At 42.1% G+C, this 17482-nt stretch carries 16 protein-coding genes; all 16 read left to right on the top strand.

Going from position 1 to position 17482, the window contains the following annotated elements:
- Nucleotides 1–152: 152 nt before the first annotated feature.
- On the top strand, nt 153–1223 hold the full coding sequence (pepA, locus tag ACYQ4S_RS01390; RefSeq protein WP_459768881.1) for a glutamyl aminopeptidase: 1071 nt from the start codon (nt 153–155) through the stop codon (nt 1221–1223).
- 29 nt (nt 1224–1252) lie between these two features.
- A complete protein-coding gene (gene ytpR, locus ACYQ4S_RS01385; protein ID WP_459768879.1) occupies nt 1253–1858 on the top strand; it encodes a YtpR family tRNA-binding protein in 606 nt (201 codons plus the stop codon).
- A 33-nt stretch (nt 1859–1891) separates the two neighbouring features.
- Nucleotides 1892–2470, top strand: a complete 579-nt coding sequence (locus ACYQ4S_RS01380) for a hypothetical protein (protein ID WP_459768877.1) — start codon at nt 1892–1894, stop codon at nt 2468–2470.
- Nucleotides 2471–2561: 91 nt separating this feature from the next.
- Entirely contained in the window at nt 2562–3890 is a 1329-nt protein-coding gene (murC, locus tag ACYQ4S_RS01375) for a UDP-N-acetylmuramate--L-alanine ligase (protein WP_459768875.1), read from the top strand.
- 150 nt (nt 3891–4040) lie between these two features.
- Nucleotides 4041–6704 carry a DNA polymerase I gene (gene polA, locus ACYQ4S_RS01370; protein WP_459768873.1) on the top strand — a complete coding sequence of 888 codons (2664 nt, stop codon included), beginning with the start codon at nt 4041–4043 and terminating at the stop codon, nt 6702–6704.
- Nucleotides 6705–6773: 69 nt separating this feature from the next.
- Entirely contained in the window at nt 6774–7595 is an 822-nt protein-coding gene (mutM, locus tag ACYQ4S_RS01365) for a DNA-formamidopyrimidine glycosylase (protein WP_346023795.1), read from the top strand.
- Between the two features lie 16 nt (nt 7596–7611).
- Entirely contained in the window at nt 7612–8208 is a 597-nt protein-coding gene (gene coaE / locus ACYQ4S_RS01360) for a dephospho-CoA kinase (RefSeq protein WP_459768871.1), read from the top strand.
- Between the two features lie 60 nt (nt 8209–8268).
- The gene (gene nrdR / locus ACYQ4S_RS01355; protein WP_091482457.1) at nt 8269–8733 is read left to right on the top strand and encodes a transcriptional regulator NrdR; all 465 of its coding nucleotides are present in this window, start codon (nt 8269–8271) and stop codon (nt 8731–8733) included.
- 25 nt (nt 8734–8758) lie between these two features.
- Nucleotides 8759–10147 (top strand): replication initiation and membrane attachment family protein, encoded by a 1389-nt coding sequence (locus tag ACYQ4S_RS01350; protein ID WP_346023798.1) that lies wholly within the window; start codon nt 8759–8761, stop codon nt 10145–10147.
- Nucleotides 10147–11082 (top strand): primosomal protein DnaI, encoded by a 936-nt coding sequence (dnaI, locus tag ACYQ4S_RS01345; RefSeq protein WP_346023799.1) that lies wholly within the window; start codon nt 10147–10149, stop codon nt 11080–11082. The genes ACYQ4S_RS01350 and dnaI overlap by 1 nt, the downstream gene beginning before the upstream one ends.
- A gap of 315 nt (nt 11083–11397) precedes the next feature.
- On the top strand, nt 11398–13329 hold the full coding sequence (gene thrS, locus ACYQ4S_RS01340; protein ID WP_346023800.1) for a threonine--tRNA ligase: 1932 nt from the start codon (nt 11398–11400) through the stop codon (nt 13327–13329).
- Nucleotides 13330–13579: 250 nt separating this feature from the next.
- Nucleotides 13580–14083 (top strand): translation initiation factor IF-3, encoded by a 504-nt coding sequence (infC, locus tag ACYQ4S_RS01335; protein ID WP_143009167.1) that lies wholly within the window; start codon nt 13580–13582, stop codon nt 14081–14083.
- Nucleotides 14084–14148: 65 nt separating this feature from the next.
- On the top strand, nt 14149–14349 hold the full coding sequence (gene rpmI / locus ACYQ4S_RS01330) for a 50S ribosomal protein L35 (RefSeq protein WP_091264670.1): 201 nt from the start codon (nt 14149–14151) through the stop codon (nt 14347–14349).
- A gap of 34 nt (nt 14350–14383) precedes the next feature.
- Nucleotides 14384–14743 carry a 50S ribosomal protein L20 gene (rplT, locus tag ACYQ4S_RS01325; protein WP_091264668.1) on the top strand — a complete coding sequence of 120 codons (360 nt, stop codon included), beginning with the start codon at nt 14384–14386 and terminating at the stop codon, nt 14741–14743.
- Nucleotides 14744–14980: 237 nt separating this feature from the next.
- A complete protein-coding gene (gene hemG / locus ACYQ4S_RS01320; RefSeq protein WP_346023801.1) occupies nt 14981–16378 on the top strand; it encodes a protoporphyrinogen oxidase in 1398 nt (465 codons plus the stop codon).
- A gap of 139 nt (nt 16379–16517) precedes the next feature.
- The gene (locus ACYQ4S_RS01315; RefSeq protein WP_459768866.1) at nt 16518–17261 is read left to right on the top strand and encodes an MBL fold metallo-hydrolase; all 744 of its coding nucleotides are present in this window, start codon (nt 16518–16520) and stop codon (nt 17259–17261) included.
- The last annotated feature ends 221 nt before the right edge of the window (nt 17262–17482 follow it).

The following is a 17482-nucleotide window of genomic DNA, read 5'->3' as shown; positions in this document are numbered from 1 at the left end:
TTAACATACCTTAGATTAATAGTGTAACACAAACAAACTAGGTTTAACTTAAATTTGAACCGGGTTTTGTGTATAATAATGAGAGTACAGCGGGAGAAAGTAGCCCGAAATCTTATACTGGGGGATAGAGTCAGCCTGACTGACGATTATATATGAATGAAGAAACATTTCAGATGATTAAACGAACAACTGAACTTCAGGGAATCAGCGGATTTGAACACAATGTCCGTGACTTTATGCGAGATGAAATGAACGGACTGGTCGACCGGATAGAAACGGACGGACTGGGTGGATTGTTTGGGGTAAAAGAATCACAGACACCAGATGCACCAAAATTGATGCTGGCTGCACATATGGATGAAGTAGGTTTCATGGTTTCATCCATTACATCAAAAGGACTGATTAAAGTCCTGCCAATCGGTGGATGGAATCCTTATGTGGTCTCATCTCAGCGGTTCACGATTCAGACTAAAAAAGGGGAGTACCCGCTGGTATCGTCTTCGATCCCGCCCCATCTTCTGAAAGACAAGAAGAACACGTCGATTTCTATTGACTCGATTTTGTTTGATGGAGGCTTTGAGTCCAAGGAAGAAGCGGAAGAATACGGCGTACGTCCAGGAGATCCTATCGTACCTGTCGTTGAGACCATCCAGATGGCAAACAAAAAAACCTTTGCTGGAAAGGCCTGGGACAACCGCTATGGTGTCACACTTGTTCTTGAACTTCTGAAGCAATTAAAAGAAGAGCAGCTGCCGAGTACACTGATTGCCGGAGCCAATGTTCAGGAAGAAGTAGGACTAAGAGGAACAAAAGGATCTGTCAGAAAATTCAAGCCGGATGCGTTCCTGGCTGTCGACTGTTCACCGGCAAATGACCTGAACGGAGATAAAGAAGCTTTCGGCCGTCTGGGCGACGGGTTCCTTCTGAGGATTCAGGATCCGGGAATGATCCTCTCCAGAGAAATGAAGGATTATCTTATTGATACAGCAGAGACGAACAATATCCCTTATCAGTATTTCGTATCCAAAGGAGGGACGGATGCTGTAGCGGCACATACATTGAATGAAGGCATACCAAGCGCTGTGATAGGTGTTCCCGCCCGCTATATCCACACCCATCAATCTCTTTTCCGTATCGATGACTATGAAGCAGCCAGAGAAATGGTCTACCAGATCGTCAAAACATTTGACCGATCAGTACTGGAGACTCTAAAAACATTTTAATCTAAAGAAAACTAAGGAGTTTATACACAATGCAGATAACAACTTATAACAACAATGGACTGAATGATGTCCTGATGATCCAGTTCCAGAAAATGGAAGCAACAGATCAGGTTCCGGAACGAAATGGAGATATCGTCTTGATCAAGTCAAAAGATGATGGAAAGGTAACAGGTATCAACCTTTTCAAAGCCTCTGACTATTTGCACGGATTGACTGACGGTCCAGTTGAACTTGAGGAAGAAGCGGTGGACAAAGTGAACAGTCTGATCGAAGAAGCTGGATTTTCTGTCAAACTGGAATCTGAGACTTCACCGAAATTTGTGGTAGGCTACGTGACATCATGTGAACCTGTAGAAGGCTCTGATCACCTGAACCTGACTCAAACTGAAGTTGACAATGGTGAAATTCTACAGATTGTCTGTGGTGCCGCGAATATTGCTAAAGGACAGAAAGTTGTGGTAGCCCGCACCGGTGCGGTGATGCCTGATGGAATGGTTATCTGGCCTGGTGAACTTAAAGGCATAGAAAGTAACGGGATGATCTGTTCAGCTGGAGAACTAGGACTGCCTCAGGAAGGCAAAGGAATTATGGTCCTTTCAGATGATGCAGAAGTGGGTACAGCTTTTTCAGCTTAATGATCTGTTATTACTAGAGAAGGAGGAGAAATAGTGTCTTCAAAGTATAGAGAGTTCTTTGAATCATCGAAGAAAAACAGGCCGGAGAGTAAATCTGATGAACAGTCACTTTCTTTTAAAGACACGTACACACTTCCTGGCGAAGTTAAGCGAAAGGAAGAAATCAAGAGAGAGTTCAAAGAGTATCTGGAACATCCTCAGGAATCTTACAACAGAACATACATCGATCCTCCTTTTGAAGTAAGCAAAGTCCCGTCGCCAGTATACGGCTATAATAAACCACCTAAGAAGACAAAAAAGCCGACGACCGATTACAGTATACTTAAGCAGGAAATGCAGAAAAAACCTGAAGAATTCTTAATTCTGGAAGAATATGCTACTCAGACTATGAAGGGGAAATGGGGGTTGACGAGTGAACCTGAGGCAACTTCAGAACTACCTGATCAAATAAAAATCCAGAAAGCTAAGTCGACTGTTCGTGAAAAAACTAAAAAGACATATGGGCTTAACCGGACACTGGCTTCGATCATGGATGAAGACAGAAATGGCAGCATAAATAGACGAAGCGAAGTGCCTGGACTGTTCAGAAAAGATGACTCCAGCAAAAATTAAATAATTGTACTGGCTTTTTTGATTCATTTCAATTATAGTGTATAACGATGTAAATTTTACAGATCTGAATTTAATGGAGGATTTTTAACGAATGAATCAGGAAACAGTCTACCACTTTGTGGGAATTAAAGGATCAGGTATGAGTGCACTGGCTTTGATCCTTCATGATAAAGGATTCAAAGTTCAGGGGTCAGATGTTAAAAAATACTTCTTTACTCAAAAAAATTTAGAAGATAATCATATCCCTATCTATTTATTCGACGAAGCTAATATTAAGGAAGGCATGACCGTCATAGCCGGAAACGCCTTCCCGGATACGCACGAAGAGATAAGTAAAGCGCTGGAATTGGGGCTGCCCGTGAAAAGGTACCACGACTTCCTTGGAGAGCTGAGCGATCAGTATACCAGTGTAGCTATAACTGGCTCACACGGGAAAACTAGTACGACCGGCCTTCTTTCTCATGTGCTAAGTGGAATCAAGCCGACCAGCTACCTTATTGGAGATGGAACAGGTCGAGGCGAAAAAGATGCAGAGTACTTTGTGCTTGAGGCTTGTGAATACAGACGTCATTTTCTAGCATATAAATCAGACTATGCACTGATAACTAACATTGATTTTGATCATCCGGACTATTATACGAGCATAGAAGATGTACAGGATGCGTTTCTTTCATTCTCACAGCAGATCAAAAAAGCAATTTTTGCCTGCGGTGATGATGTGAGACTTCAGGAACTGCATGCTTCTGTCCCTATCGTCTATTATGGCTTTGATGAATATAACGATTTTCAGGCCAAGACTCTTGAGCGAACGACTGAAGGCTCTACGTTCGATGTGTTTGTCAGAGGGGATTTCTACGGCAAATTCTTCATTCCATCGTATGGAAAGCATAACATCCAGAATGCGCTGGGAGTTATCGCGTTCTCACACTATGAAGGACTCGATCAGGACAAAGTCCAGGAAAGACTTCAGTCGTTTAAAGGTGTAAAAAGACGCTTTACTGAAAAAAATGTAATGGATACAGTCATCATCGATGACTATGCGCATCATCCGGCAGAAATTAGAGCCACTCTAGACGCTGCTCATCAGAAATACCCTGACAGAGACATCGTTGCCGTTTTTCAGCCGCACACATTCAGCAGGACCGTTGCACTTCTAGATGAATTCGGTGAAGCTCTTGATTTGGCTGATGCTGTCTATCTCTGTGATATCTTTACATCAGCAAGAGAACAGGAAGGAACTGTAACGATCAGGGATCTTCTGGATAAAACTGAAAAAGGCAAAGACATCATTTCAGAAGAAGATATGTCAGCCTTGCTTAAACATAAAAACCAAGTCGTCGTTTTCATGGGCGCTGGTGATGTTGACAAATTCGAGCATGCTTTCGAAGTCATTTTAAGCCAGTCGGAAGCAAAAAATTAATACGCTTAAATAGAGAATGAACTTAAAGCTCCCTTTGCATATAGTAGTGGTATAATACTTATTGTATAGGGAGTTTAAGGACGTTCTCTTTTTCTATTGCGTGAATTTTGATACTATATGTTTAGGATGAATAACTGGGAGTTGAAGAGATTGGCTGATAAAAAGAAATTACTGCTCATAGACGGGCACAGTGTGGCATTCAGAGCCTTTTATGGTCTGCATAGCCAGCTGGAACGAATGAAGAATAGAAACGGACTGCACACCAATGCGCTTTACGGCTTTCATAACATGCTTGAGGTGATCGTTAACAAGGAACAGCCTACACATGCACTCGTGGCATTTGATGCAGGAAAGACTACATTCAGACACGAATATTTCGACGATTATAAAGGCGGCCGGTCAAAAATGCCGTCTGAATTTTCTGAACAGATTCCTTTTATGAAAGATCTTCTTAAAGGGTTCGGTTTGCAGAGCTATCAGCTTGAAAACTATGAAGCAGATGACATCATAGGAACGCTGGCTAAAGAAGCTGAAGAAAACGGTTTTGAGGTCGTCATTCTGACCGGAGACAGGGACCTTACTCAGCTTGCTTCGGATAGCATTCGGGTGGACATCACTAAAAAAGGAGTCAGCGACTTAAAAGAGCACACCAAAAAGTCGATTCAGGAAGAGATGGGAATCGATCCGATTCAGATTATCGACATGAAAGGACTGGCAGGAGATGCCTCAGACAATATTCCGGGAGTGACCAAGATTGGTGATAAAACTGCTCTCAAGTTACTGCACGAATATGGGTCGGTTGAGAACCTTTATGAGAATATTGAAGAGATGAAAAAGTCCAAACGAAAAGAATACCTGATCAATGAGAAGGAAACGGCATTTCTGAGTAAAAAACTGGCAACCATCGATACTAATGCGCCAATTGAAGTAAAACTGGAAAATCTGACATACAACGGATTGAGTATGGAGGATCTTATCTCTTTCTATAAAGAAATGGATTTCAACTCTCATTTGCAGAAACTCGATACGACAGAATATATGGAGCAGCTGGCCGAAGATGCTGTGGAGGTCGAATATACTTTCTTAAATGAACTGTCATCTTCTCACTTCTCTTCAGATATGGCTCTGTATATCGAAATGCTGAATGAGAACTATCATCATGCTGAAATCGTCTCGATTGCCTGGGGAAATGATGAGACCATTTATGTAACCGATCCTCAGACTGCTTTTGCATCTGCTGCCTTCAAGGCGTGGATCGAAGATGAAGACAGCGGTAAAGTGCTGTATGATGCTAAACGCTCCTATGTCGCTTTGAACAATAAAGGCATGACCCTTAGAGGAATTACATTTGATATCATGCTTGCGTCCTATCTGCTGACAGCTGAAGACAGCAGCAGTGGCGATATCGTCGATGTAGCCAGAAAACATAATTACGACCACATCACGCCTGATGAAGTTGTTTATGGAAAAGGGAAAAAAATAAAAATACCTGAAGACAGTTCTCTTATGCATGATCATGTGGCGCGTAAGGTCTTAGGCATCTATCATCTGTCGGATTCGATGGAAAAAGAACTCAAAGAAAACGAACAGGAAGATCTGCTTAAAGAAATGGAACTGCCTCTGGCCATAGTGCTTGCTGATATGGAGATACAAGGCATCACTGTCGACGCAGAACGACTTGAACGAATGAAAGAAGAATTTGGTACGACACTTGAATCAATCGAAGAAAGAATCTATGAAGAAGCCGGAGAAACGTTCAACATCAATTCTCCCAAACAGTTAGGTGTGATCCTCTTTGAGAAAATGGGTTACCCAGTCATCAAGAAGACTAAGACCGGGTATTCTACAGCACAGGATGTACTCGAAAAGCTGAAGGATGAAGCACCGATCGTTGAACATATTCTGCAGTACCGACAGATTGCCAAAATACAGTCGACCTATATCGAGGGACTGCTTAAAGTCATCGATCCGCAGACGAGCAAGATCCATACACGCTACCTGCAGACCGTTGCACGTACAGGACGACTGAGCTCTGTCGATCCTAATCTGCAGAACATCCCTGTCCGTCTTGAGGAAGGCCGGAAGATTCGTCAGGCCTTTGTTCCTAGAGAAAAAGACTGGAAAATATTTGCATCGGACTACTCGCAGATCGAGCTTCGTATTCTTGCGCATATATCAGAAGACGATCACCTGATCAAAGCCTTCCTGGACGACGAAGACATTCATACGACGACGGCTATGCGTGTATTTGATATCGATGATCCCGAGAAAGTTACTTCTGATATGAGACGTGAAGCGAAAGCAGTCAATTTCGGTATCGTTTATGGAATTAGTGACTACGGCTTGTCCCAGAACCTGAACATCACACGGAAGGAAGCTAAAGATTACATTGATACGTACTTTGACCGTTTCCCTGGTGTGAAGGAGTTCATTGATACTGTGATCAGAGAGGCCAAGGAAAACGGCTTTGTCGAAACATTGTTCCATCGACGCAGGTATCTGCCGGACATCAACTCACGCAATTTCAACCTGAGATCTTTTGCGGAACGTACCGCCATGAATACTCCGATTCAGGGAAGTGCGGCAGACATTCTTAAAATGGCTATGATAGAAATGGCTAAACGGATGAAAGAAGAAAATCTGGAAGCGACGATGCTTCTTCAGGTTCACGATGAACTGATATTTGAGGTGCCTGAACACGAGATGGACAAGCTTGAAGCCCTTGTAAAAGAAGTGATGGAAAAAACAGTTGAGCTGTCTGTTCCTCTGAAAGTTGAGAGCAGTGCAGGTGATAACTGGTATCAAGCTAAATAACACATAAAAGAGCGGGAGAAGTCTCGCTTCTTTTATTGTAAAAATTACCAAAGGAAATGAGAGAATACTATGCCTGAATTGCCGGAAGTTGAAAGTGTCAGAAACGGTTTAGTCGATCTGGTCAGTGAGAGAACGATCGGCAAAGTCACTGTACGCTGGGACAATATAATTAAAGAACCAAAAATCGAGCTGTTCCAGAAAAATCTGGAAGGCCAGACAATTGAAACGATTAGAAGAAGGGGAAAGTTTCTTCTTTTTATCCTGACTGATTATGTTCTGATCAGCCATTTGAGAATGGAAGGAAAATTCAGACTAGAAGTAGAAGGGACTCCACTGACTAAGCATACCCACGTTATTTTTAGTCTTAATGATGGACAGGAGCTCCGTTATCTGGACGTCAGGAAGTTCGGTAAGATGAGTCTAGTCAGCAAAAAGGAACTCCTGACCCACCCTTCGCTGACCAGCCTTGGACCGGAACCGGTTGAAGAGGAGCTGAGTATCGATTGGATGGCGGAGTATCTCAAAGGGAAAAAAAGGGCGGTTAAAGCCTATCTACTTGATCAGAAGCTGGTGGCTGGGGTTGGGAATATTTACGCAGACGAGATTTTGTATGATGCAGGTATTCGTCCCAATCGTTCAGCTTCTTCGCTGACTGATGAAGAAATCAGCGTACTGAGATCCTCTATTGTGAGGATAATGAAAGAAGCCGTCGAAGCCGGAGGAACAACAATCCGAACATACGCCAATGCCTACGGTAGAGAAGGTAGTTATCAGAATAGTCTGAGGATTTATGGAAAGGTTGGATCAGACTGTCCGATCTGTCATTCACCATTTATTAAAACTAAAGTGGCTCAGAGAGGGACGCACTTCTGCCCGGTCTGTCAGTCATAGAAAGAGGAGGAGAACGATGACATTTATTTTAGGCTTGACAGGGGGGATTGCCACCGGAAAGTCCACGGTCGGCCGCTTCTTTGAATCTCAAGGTATTCCTGTAGTGGATGCAGATAAGGGAGCCAGACAGGTAATGGAACCTGGGCAGGCAGCCTATCATGCCGTTGTGAAGACATTCGGGCAGGAGATATTAACAGAAGATGGAAGGATAGACCGGACTAGACTTGGCGCTATTGTGTTCAACGATCCTGCTAAATTAAGTAAATTGAATGAGACCGTTCATAGTCATGTCCTGAACTGGATAAAGGAAGAAAAAGATAAGCTGATCAAAGCTGGACACCCCCTGGTTGTTCTGGATATCCCTCTGCTTTATGAGATCGGATTTGAAAATGAAGTGGATGCCGTTATGGTGATTTATGTTGACCCGGAGACTCAGCTGAAACGGCTGATGAAAAGAGATAATTTAAGTGAGAATGAGGCACAGATACGAATCGCCGCGCAGGCCTCAATAGACAGCAAGGCTGAGAAAGCAGACATCATCATCGATAATAGGGGCGGTATTGATGAAACGGAAAATCAGCTGAGAACTTGGCTTGACAATAATGGGTATTAGTTAAGTCCCGGAAATGTGGTATACTGTCAGTAAATATTTAATAGTAAAGGACTGAAAAATATGCATTGTCCTAAATGTCAGCACAACGGAAGCAGAGTAGTGGATAGTCGACCGGCAGATGATGGGAAAGCGATCAGACGCAGGAGAGAATGTGAGAACTGTCTCTTCCGCTTTACAACATTTGAGCGGATCGAACAGAGCCCCGTCCTTGTGGTGAAGAAAAATGGGAATCGAGAAGAATTCAGTCGTGAGAAACTGCTGAGAGGCATCCGTAGAGCCTGTGAAAAGAGACCTGTAGCTGCAGCAGCCCAAGAAAAAATCGTAAATAAAGTAGAATATAAAATCAGAGACAATGGAGCCAATGAAGTTCCCTCAACTAAAATTGGAGAATACGTGATGGAAGAACTAGCAGAACTGGATGATGTCGCTTATATCCGATTTGCCAGTGTATATAGACAATTCAAGGATATTGGTGTCTTTATGCAAGAAATGCAGGAACTTGAGAAAAAGAGAAAAGAACATTAAGCAAGGCTGAAAGGATCAATCAACAATGACTTACCCCTGGAAAACTATGAGCCCTAAAGACAGCGTACATCTGATCAGGTTGATGATGTTATCTGATCTGCATATAAAGGCACTTCATAACTTATATCAGCCGCTCCTTGGAAAAGACGCCGTCAGCCTTTTTATGACACTTAAAGAAACACTCGATCAAACCATTGAAAAAGATGTGATGCTCTCTGATTTACTTGTACAGCTCGACTGTGGTGTGAAAGAGTTTTACGAGGCAAGAATCAGACTTGAAGCATACGGCCTCATCAGAGTCTATGTACATGATTCTGATTCGACACGTTTGGCTATCGGTTTAAGTTGTCCTATGCTGCCTGAACAGTTCTTCAAAGATCCGATGATGAAGATGATGCTCACTGAAAAAGTAGGTGAGCGACTGACAGACGACCTGCAAAAAAGATTCAAGGTTCATGATGGAAGGTTGAATGAATATAAAGAAGTCACTAAGTCATTTCTTGATGTCATCCATGTCGATATGAAGAAAATGAGTGAAGCTTCTGAAAATGAAGATGCGGAGGAACGGTCGACTGCGATCAGTGATCAGATTATGGCAACCGAACGATTCGACTGGTCGTTTTTCATTGAAGGTCTGAACAAGAATTATATCAGCCGTTCATCAATCACAACTGATCTCAAACGACTGATTTATACCTTTCATGCCTTATATAACATCAATGAGCTGGAGATGCAGAAATTTGTACTTGAAGTAGCGGATTTGAATACAGGTCAGGTAGATGATCAGAAGCTGACTTCCCTGATACAAAAAGAGTATTTAAAAAAATCCGGCAGTTCAAGGAAGACAGCCGATGTCTTGACTCAAGAAAGCGAGCATAGAGTAAGACAGCTCGAACAAAAAGGTTTTTCGAAAGAAGAAATAGAAATTATTCTGCACTCTGAGCAAGTAAGTCCGTATGCTTATCTGAAATCGATTAAACGTCAGAAAGGCGGATTTGTCTCGTCAAATGAAACATGGCTACTGAAAGAACTTGTTGAGAATGCTCCATTAACTACAGCAGTGATCAACATCCTTCTGAACTATCTGCTTATCATCAAGAATTCCCCTAGCATAGAAAAAGGACTTGCAACTAAAATAGCGAATGACTGGGCACAAAGCCAGGTGAAGACACCTGAAGACGCTATGGAGAAAGTAAAACAGCTTTATGCATCATTCGGTCAGAAAAATCAGAAAGCAGCACCTAAGGGAAACTATTCTAAGACTCAAAAAAATGGATCCCATGCCCGCCAGGAGACCCTTCCTGACTGGGCCTTGGAAGGGTCTGTAAAAGATGAACGGCTCAGTTCAGAAGAAGAGGAAGCTTACAAAGAAAGACTTAAACGAATCCGCAACAGGAAAAGTGGTGAATCATAATGGATAGTATAAAAGATCAGCTGGCTAAACTGATGGATTCAGGAAAAGTCAGCGACATGTTCAGTCAGATCATGAAAAAAGATGTTATGAGTGATCCGGACGTAAGAGAATTTCTTTCTGAGCATAAAGAAGCATTATCAAAAGAAGCTATTGAAAGAAGTGCTTCTGAACTATATGAATTTGTATCCGAAAAGAAAAAAGTGCAGAACAGGAGTAATAGCCTGGCTCCGGGATATGAACCCAAGCTCATCCTGAATAATCATCGGATCGATGTGACTTACGTTCCTACTCGAGAACTTCTTTCACGTCAGAAGGAAGTAAAGATCAAAAACAGGATAAAATCCCTTTATATGCCGAAAGATCTCAAAAATGCCAGGCTTGAAGATTTTGAAGCGACAAGAAAACGGCAAGATGCTTTCGAGAAGGCAATTACATTTATAGATGACTATCTTGAATCGCCCAGGTCATACCATAAAGGTCTCTACCTTCAAGGACCGTTCGGTGTGGGGAAGACTTTCCTTCTGGGGGCCGTGGCTCATGAATTGTCGCAGCATGGCCATTCAACTACGCTGGTTCATTTTCCTACCTTTGCGGTTGAAATGAAAAACGCAATCGGGAATAATACGACAGAAGATAAGATGGAAAAGCTTAAACGAGCGAAGATACTGATGATCGATGATATTGGAGCAGATTCCATGTCATCCTGGATAAGAGACGATGTACTTGGTGTCATTCTTCAATTCAGGATGCAGGAAGAGCTGCCGACATTCTTTACATCAAACTTCAGTATGGATCAGCTTGAAAAAGAACACCTGAGTGTGACACAACGAGGTGAAAGAGAGCCTCTGAAAGCCAAGCGGATTATGGAGCGTATTCGTTTTCTGTCTGAGGAAGTGGAAATGTCAGGAGATAATCGACGTCAAAATAAAAGTTGATTTGACCTGCAAGAAGTGATAAAGTACTATCTATATTAAGAATAATACCACTTTGAGAAAGACACCATCGTTCAACAGTAATTAAAAGAGAGGAAGATCCCGGCTGAAAATCTTCCATTAATGAACAGATGACCCCTTTCGAGTGCAGGTCCGAACAAAGTAGGATCTGCCGTACACTCTGCGTTAAAGAGCGAAGAGATTAGAATGGCTCATGGCTGTTCTATAAACTTGGGTGGAACCACGTATATTAAACGTCCCATTGGATAAGACAGCTTATTCAATGGGACTTTTTTAATGAAAATAGGAGGAATTGGAATGTCGGAAATGATCAATGTTATTTTGCCGGATGGCTCTTCGAAGAAAGTTTCTAAAGGCACAACGCCTAAAGAGATTGCTGGTGGGATTGCCAAGTCTCTTGAGAAAAAAGGCCTGGCAGCTAAATGGAATGGAGAACTGGTCGATTTCAGTCGTGAACTGAATGAAGACGGAGCACTTGAAATCGTTACGCCTGATCATGAAGATGCTCTGTCAATTTTGAGACACTCTGCTGCCCATCTAATGGCTCAGGCGATCAAACGTCTATATCCGGATGTGTCATTCGGAGTAGGGCCCGCTATAGAAAATGGGTTCTACTATGATACAGATACTGAGCAGCCTATTACTGAGGAAGATCTGGAAAGAATTGAAAACGAAATGATGGCAATTGTGAAAGAAAATCTGCCTATTATTCGAAAAGAAATCTCTAGAGCAGAAGCGCTTGATTTGTTTAAGGATGACCCATACAAACAGGAACTGATCAATGATCTTCCAGAAGATGAAGAACTGACAGTCTATGAGCAGGGAGAATTTGTCGACCTGTGTCGTGGTGTACATGTGCCTTCTACAGGTCGGATACAAGTCTTTAAACTATTATCCCTTGCAGGGGCTTACTGGAGAGGGAACTCTGACAATAAAATGATGCAGCGTGTATACGGAACAGCTTTCTTTGATAAAAAATCACTGAAAGAGTACCTTAAGATGCGGGAAGAAGCAAAGCAGCGGGATCACCGTAAATTAGGTAAAGAGCTGGAGCTTTTCATGCTGTCACCAGAGGTCGGTTCAGGTCTTCCATTCTGGCTTCCTAAAGGAGCTACGATCAGACGTGTAATTGAACGATACATCACTGACAAGGAAATCAGCCTAGGTTATCAGCATGTCTATACACCAATCATGGCGAACGTTGACTTTTATAAGCGTTCAGGCCACTGGGATCATTACCATGAAGACATGTTTCCACCAATGGATATGGGAGACGGGGAAATGCTTGTTCTTCGCCCAATGAACTGTCCGCATCATATGATGGTCTTTAAAGATGATGTCAGAAGTTACCGTGACCTGCCGATCCGCATCGCTGAACTGGGACAGATGCACCGTTATGAGAAGAGCGGGGCTTTGTCAGGCTTGCAGCGTGTTCGTGAAATGACCCTGAACGATGCACACGTGTTTGTCCGTCCGGATCAAATCAAGGAAGAATTCAGCCGAGTCGTCAAACTTATGCTGGCTGTCTATGAAGACTTTGACATTAAGGATTACCGCTTCAGACTGAGTTATAGAGATCCTGAAAATACTGAAAAATACTTTGACGATGATGCCATGTGGATGAAGGCTGAGTCTATGCTGAAGGAGACACTTGATGATCTCGGCCTGGAATACTTCGAGGCAACAGGGGAAGCAGCATTTTATGGGCCTAAACTGGATGTTCAGGTCAAGACAGCAATGGGCATCGAAGAAACGCTCTCTACTGTTCAGCTTGATTTCCTTCTGCCAGAACGGTTCGACCTCACGTACGTCGGGGAAGATGGACAAGATTCTCATCGGCCAGTTGTAATCCACCGCGGGGTCGTATCAACGATGGAACGTTTTGTCGCATATCTGATTGAACGATACAAAGGCGCATTCCCGACATGGCTGGCACCGATACAGGCTAAAATCATTCCTGTCAATCTTGATATCCATGGGGAGTTCGCAGAACAGCTGAAAAACAGGCTGGCAGCTAAAGGCTTAAGAATAGAAGTCGATAATCGTAATGAGAAAATGGGTTACAAGATCCGAGAAGCTCAGACACTCAAGATTCCTTATCAGCTGGTTATCGGGGACAATGAGATGGCTGATGACTCAGTAGCTGTCCGTAAATACGGTGAAAAACAGACTAACACTCTTGCTATAAATGATTTCATTCAGCAGATGGTAGAAGAGAATACTAAATAAATGTCATGACCCATTTGACATAGGATGCTTGTTGTGATATTATATAAAAGTTGAGAAAACAAAGCAGAAGCCCCCGCTTCTCGCCTTATGGACATCTGTTCATGGGCAGATATGGACACGTATATATAAGGCATGCGCTTGTGTGTGCCTGATGCGGAGAACAGGCGGGAATTTCTATGCAGATAGATACCCCGCCTTTTTCTGTGCTTTTCTCGCAAATACTTTGGAGGTGACCACCATAGCTAAAGACATGATTGTCAACGACCGTATTCGTGCAAATGAAGTACGTTTGATCGGAAAAGACGGTGAACAGATAGGTGTAGTCCAACGCAAAGAGGCACTAAGATTAGCAGAGGAAGCCAACATGGACCTTGTATTAGTCTCGCCTAATGCTAAACCACCAGTGGCTCGGGTAATGGACTACGGCAAGTATCGCTATGAACAGCAGAAAAAAGAACGTGAAGCAAGAAAGAATCAGAAAGTTGTCAACATCAAAGAGATTCGCTTGAGTCCAACGATCGATGACCACGATTTTGATACGAAATTGCGTAACGCTCGTAAGTTTCTGGAAAAAGGCGATAAAGTCAAAGTCTCTATCCGATTCAGAGGACGAGCAATCACTCACAAGGACATTGGACGTGAAGTACTGGAACGCATGGCTGAAAAAGCATCTGATATTTCACAAGTCGAATCAAAGGCTAAGATGGATGGCCGCAGCATGTTCTTGATGCTCGCACCGAAAAGTGAAAAATAAAGAAATAACTGTGATATAGTTATTTTCTGATCATTATTATAGAAGAGTATTGGAGGAAATCAAAAATGCCTAAGCAAAAAACGCATAAAGGTTCAGCAAAACGATTCAAAAGAACTGGTACTGGTAAACTGAAAAGAAGTCACGCAAAAACAAGCCACATGTTTGCGAACAAAACTCAGAAACAGAAACGTAAACTGCGTAAATCAGCACTGGTTTCTAATAGTGACTACAAACGCATCAAGCAACAGCTTGCTAAAATGAAATAATAGATTCTAGGATTGTATTGAAGGAGGAAAAACAATGGCACGAGTAAAAGGTGGAGTCGTCACTCGCAGACGCCGTAATCGCGTATTAAAATTAGCTAAAGGATATTATGGTGCTAAACATCGCTTGTTCAAAGTTGCAAAACAGCAAGTAATGAAATCATACATGTATGCTTACAGAGACCGTAAACAGAACAAGCGTAATTTCCGTAAACTATGGATTGCACGTATCAACGCTGCAGCACGTATGAACGGATTGAGCTACTCTAAATTTATGCACGGACTTAAATTAGCTGAAATCGACATGAACCGTAAAATGTTGGCTGACTTGGCTGTCAACGATGCTGATGCATTTTCAGCTCTGACAGACAAAGCAAAAGATGCTTTAAACGGTTAATTCATTTACCTTATAATGATCAGTTTATAACTGGTTGTTATAAGGTTTTCTTTTGTATAAATAATTGAAACAATATTTACGTTCTTTTATCAGAACTTCATGGTATAATATAAAAGATATTCCTATCAGGAGAAGTTTATGGAAGAAAATTACTATACATAAGCTGTTCAAATAGTTATATGTAGTTATGTCAGTTATATTTTCGATAAATACGATCAGGTAAGGGGTGTGTCCAGAATGGAGAAGGCTAAGAAAAGAATTGCAGTTGTCGGCAGTGGAATTACCGGTCTGACAGTTGCCTATCGCTTGCAGCAAACAATAAAAGAACAGGATCTTCCTTATGAAGTCATTGTCCTGGAGTCTTCTATCCGTTCCGGTGGTAAACTATATACCATGAAATTCGGAGAACAGTTCATCGATCTGGGAGCAGAGTCTATCGACACGCGCCTGCCTGATGCAATCGGACTGATTAAAGAATTAGAGCTCGAAGACCAAGTGGAATACAGTCAGAATGGAAAACCTGATATCTATGCATTCAACAAGTTGTATCAGCTCGACAGTGATACCTATAAGGGGATTCCAGTAAAAAGAACAGACATATGGAAATTCGATCTGATTTCTTTTCAGGGGAAACTGTCTTTCCTGAAAGATACATATTTTTCCAGAACTGAAGAATCTGAAGAAGTGTCAACTAGGGACTACTTTGCTCAAAGAGTAGGAGATGAAGTAGCAGAATATGCAGCTGAGCCTTATATTTCTAAAGTCTATTCAAGTGAAATAGACGAAATAGGGATAAAAGGGCTGAATGAACCCTTGTTTGCTCTTGAAAAGGAACATGGGACGATCACAAAAGCACTTGAAGCTCACCCGGAACTCATTGATGGGGATGGCAATTATCTGACATTTATGGATGGGCTTGAGACATTGACACGTGAATTATCTGAACGCCTTCAACAGAACATCAGGTATTCAAAGAAAGTGACTGATATTAAAAAAAGCATCAGTCATACCTATATAGTCGATATCAATAAGAAAGAGCAGCTAAGAGTGGACAGTGTCGTGGTAGCTACTGATTCTGGAGCTTATAATCAGATTTTTTCAGACATCGAATTAAGTGATTATTTCAAGGACACTAAGATGGGGTCAATAGGGTTTGTTCTGTTCAGTTTTCCAAAAGGGGCTTTGAAGAATCCTCCTGAAGGAAACGGCGTACTGTCGGTCAGACGTAATAACTCTTATATACAAAGCATCGTGTGGCTGAATAAAAAATGGGCGCATCATGCACAGAAAGATGAAGAGTTATTAGGGGTCTATTTTGGTCGGAGCTCGGACAGTATTATGATGTCACTCAGTAACAAGCAAATTGAAGAGGCCATTTTAAAGGATCTTAACAAGATGCTGTCAATTGAAGTTGACCCAAATTATCGTATTATCAAGCGATGGCCCAATGCAATACCGCAGTTCAGTGTCAATCATGAAGAGCGGACAAAAAATCTCAATGAATTTCTTGAAGAGAAATATCCCGGTCTGTATCTCATCGGGAACGGGATGGACGGATTTGGTGTGAACAACTGTATTCGACAGGGAAATAATACAGCTATGGAAGTCATCAACTACTTAAAAAATACAATATAGTTTTCTAAATGATTTTAATTGAGAACTGAGACTTAAAAACAACCGATCCTGGACACTTATGTGCAGCTTCGGTTGTTTTTTTTCAAAATTCCCGTATCCTATAACTAAAGACAATCATACAAGGAGGAGTCTGTAAAAAATGAAACTGACTGTCCTAGGATACTATGGCGGATACCCTACTAATAATATTGGTACGAGCTCTTACCTGCTGGAGTCTGACAGTTTTCACTTGCTTATGGATGCTGGAAGTTACAGTCTACTGACAATGGAGAAATATGTTGATCCGCTAGATCTTGATGCAGTATTACTTTCTCACTATCATCATGATCATATCGCAGATTTAGGTGTTCTGCAGTTTACCAGACTGCTGAAAAGAGATGAGCACGGCAACAGGGCCCACATGCTTCCAATATACTGTCATAATGAAGACGTTGCTCATTTTCAACAAATGACTTTAGAAAACGTTAGTGAGGGGATACCTTATAATGAAGAACCTAAGTTGACGATTGGGCCGTTTGATATCGAACACCTGAAGACTCTTCACCCTGTTCCGTGTTACGCTTTCAGAATTACGGAAAGATCCACCGGTAAAGTACTCGTGTTTACTGCGGATTCAGGATTTATTGAAGACTTTATACCATTCTGTGAATCGGCCGATTATCTTTTAGCAGATAGTAACTTCTATAAAGGTATGGAGAATCACACGGTCCATATGACAGCAAAAGAATGCGGACAGATCGCATCAAAAGCTGGCGTATCGAACCTGATACTTACTCATCTGCCACAAACTGGAAATTGGAGCGATCTGGTTCAGCAGGCGCAGGAAGAGTCTCCGGATACTACAGTCCAGCTCGCTGAAAAAGATAGACACTATAATATTTAACTCAAGTTTCGCACCCTGATCAAACCTTGGAAAGCCTATCGGCTTAAGGTTAATCAACTAAATCAAACAGTGATGTGTGACGGATTGGACTCACTTCCAGCTAAAATTTCTTTAAATGAAGTCGGTAATGTCTCAATTAATTGATCCAACAGCTTCGTTACCTGCTGTTCAGATAGTACAAATTCACCTTCTAACAGCTCCTTTAACGCATGCAATAAAAG

The sequence above is a fragment of the Alkalibacterium sp. s-m-28 genome (assembly GCF_054658175.1).
The sequence above is the reverse complement of the archived record's forward strand: the minus strand, read 5'-3'. Positions and strand labels throughout refer to the sequence as shown.

Coding starts and splice junctions, on each gene's coding strand:
- nrdR (WP_091482457.1), top strand. CDS start 8,269: ATGCATTGTCCTAAATGTCAGCACAACGGAAGCAGAGTAGTGGATAGT.
- ACYQ4S_RS01315 (WP_459768866.1), top strand. CDS start 16,518: ATGAAACTGACTGTCCTAGGATACTATGGCGGATACCCTACTAATAAT.
- ytpR (WP_459768879.1), top strand. CDS start 1,253: ATGCAGATAACAACTTATAACAACAATGGACTGAATGATGTCCTGATG.
- pepA (WP_459768881.1), top strand. CDS start 153: ATGAATGAAGAAACATTTCAGATGATTAAACGAACAACTGAACTTCAG.
- ACYQ4S_RS01350 (WP_346023798.1), top strand. CDS start 8,759: ATGACTTACCCCTGGAAAACTATGAGCCCTAAAGACAGCGTACATCTG.
- murC (WP_459768875.1), top strand. CDS start 2,562: ATGAATCAGGAAACAGTCTACCACTTTGTGGGAATTAAAGGATCAGGT.
- infC (WP_143009167.1), top strand. CDS start 13,580: ATGATTGTCAACGACCGTATTCGTGCAAATGAAGTACGTTTGATCGGA.
- coaE (WP_459768871.1), top strand. CDS start 7,612: ATGACATTTATTTTAGGCTTGACAGGGGGGATTGCCACCGGAAAGTCC.
- mutM (WP_346023795.1), top strand. CDS start 6,774: ATGCCTGAATTGCCGGAAGTTGAAAGTGTCAGAAACGGTTTAGTCGAT.
- hemG (WP_346023801.1), top strand. CDS start 14,981: ATGGAGAAGGCTAAGAAAAGAATTGCAGTTGTCGGCAGTGGAATTACC.
- thrS (WP_346023800.1), top strand. CDS start 11,398: ATGTCGGAAATGATCAATGTTATTTTGCCGGATGGCTCTTCGAAGAAA.
- dnaI (WP_346023799.1), top strand. CDS start 10,147: ATGGATAGTATAAAAGATCAGCTGGCTAAACTGATGGATTCAGGAAAA.
- rpmI (WP_091264670.1), top strand. CDS start 14,149: ATGCCTAAGCAAAAAACGCATAAAGGTTCAGCAAAACGATTCAAAAGA.
- rplT (WP_091264668.1), top strand. CDS start 14,384: ATGGCACGAGTAAAAGGTGGAGTCGTCACTCGCAGACGCCGTAATCGC.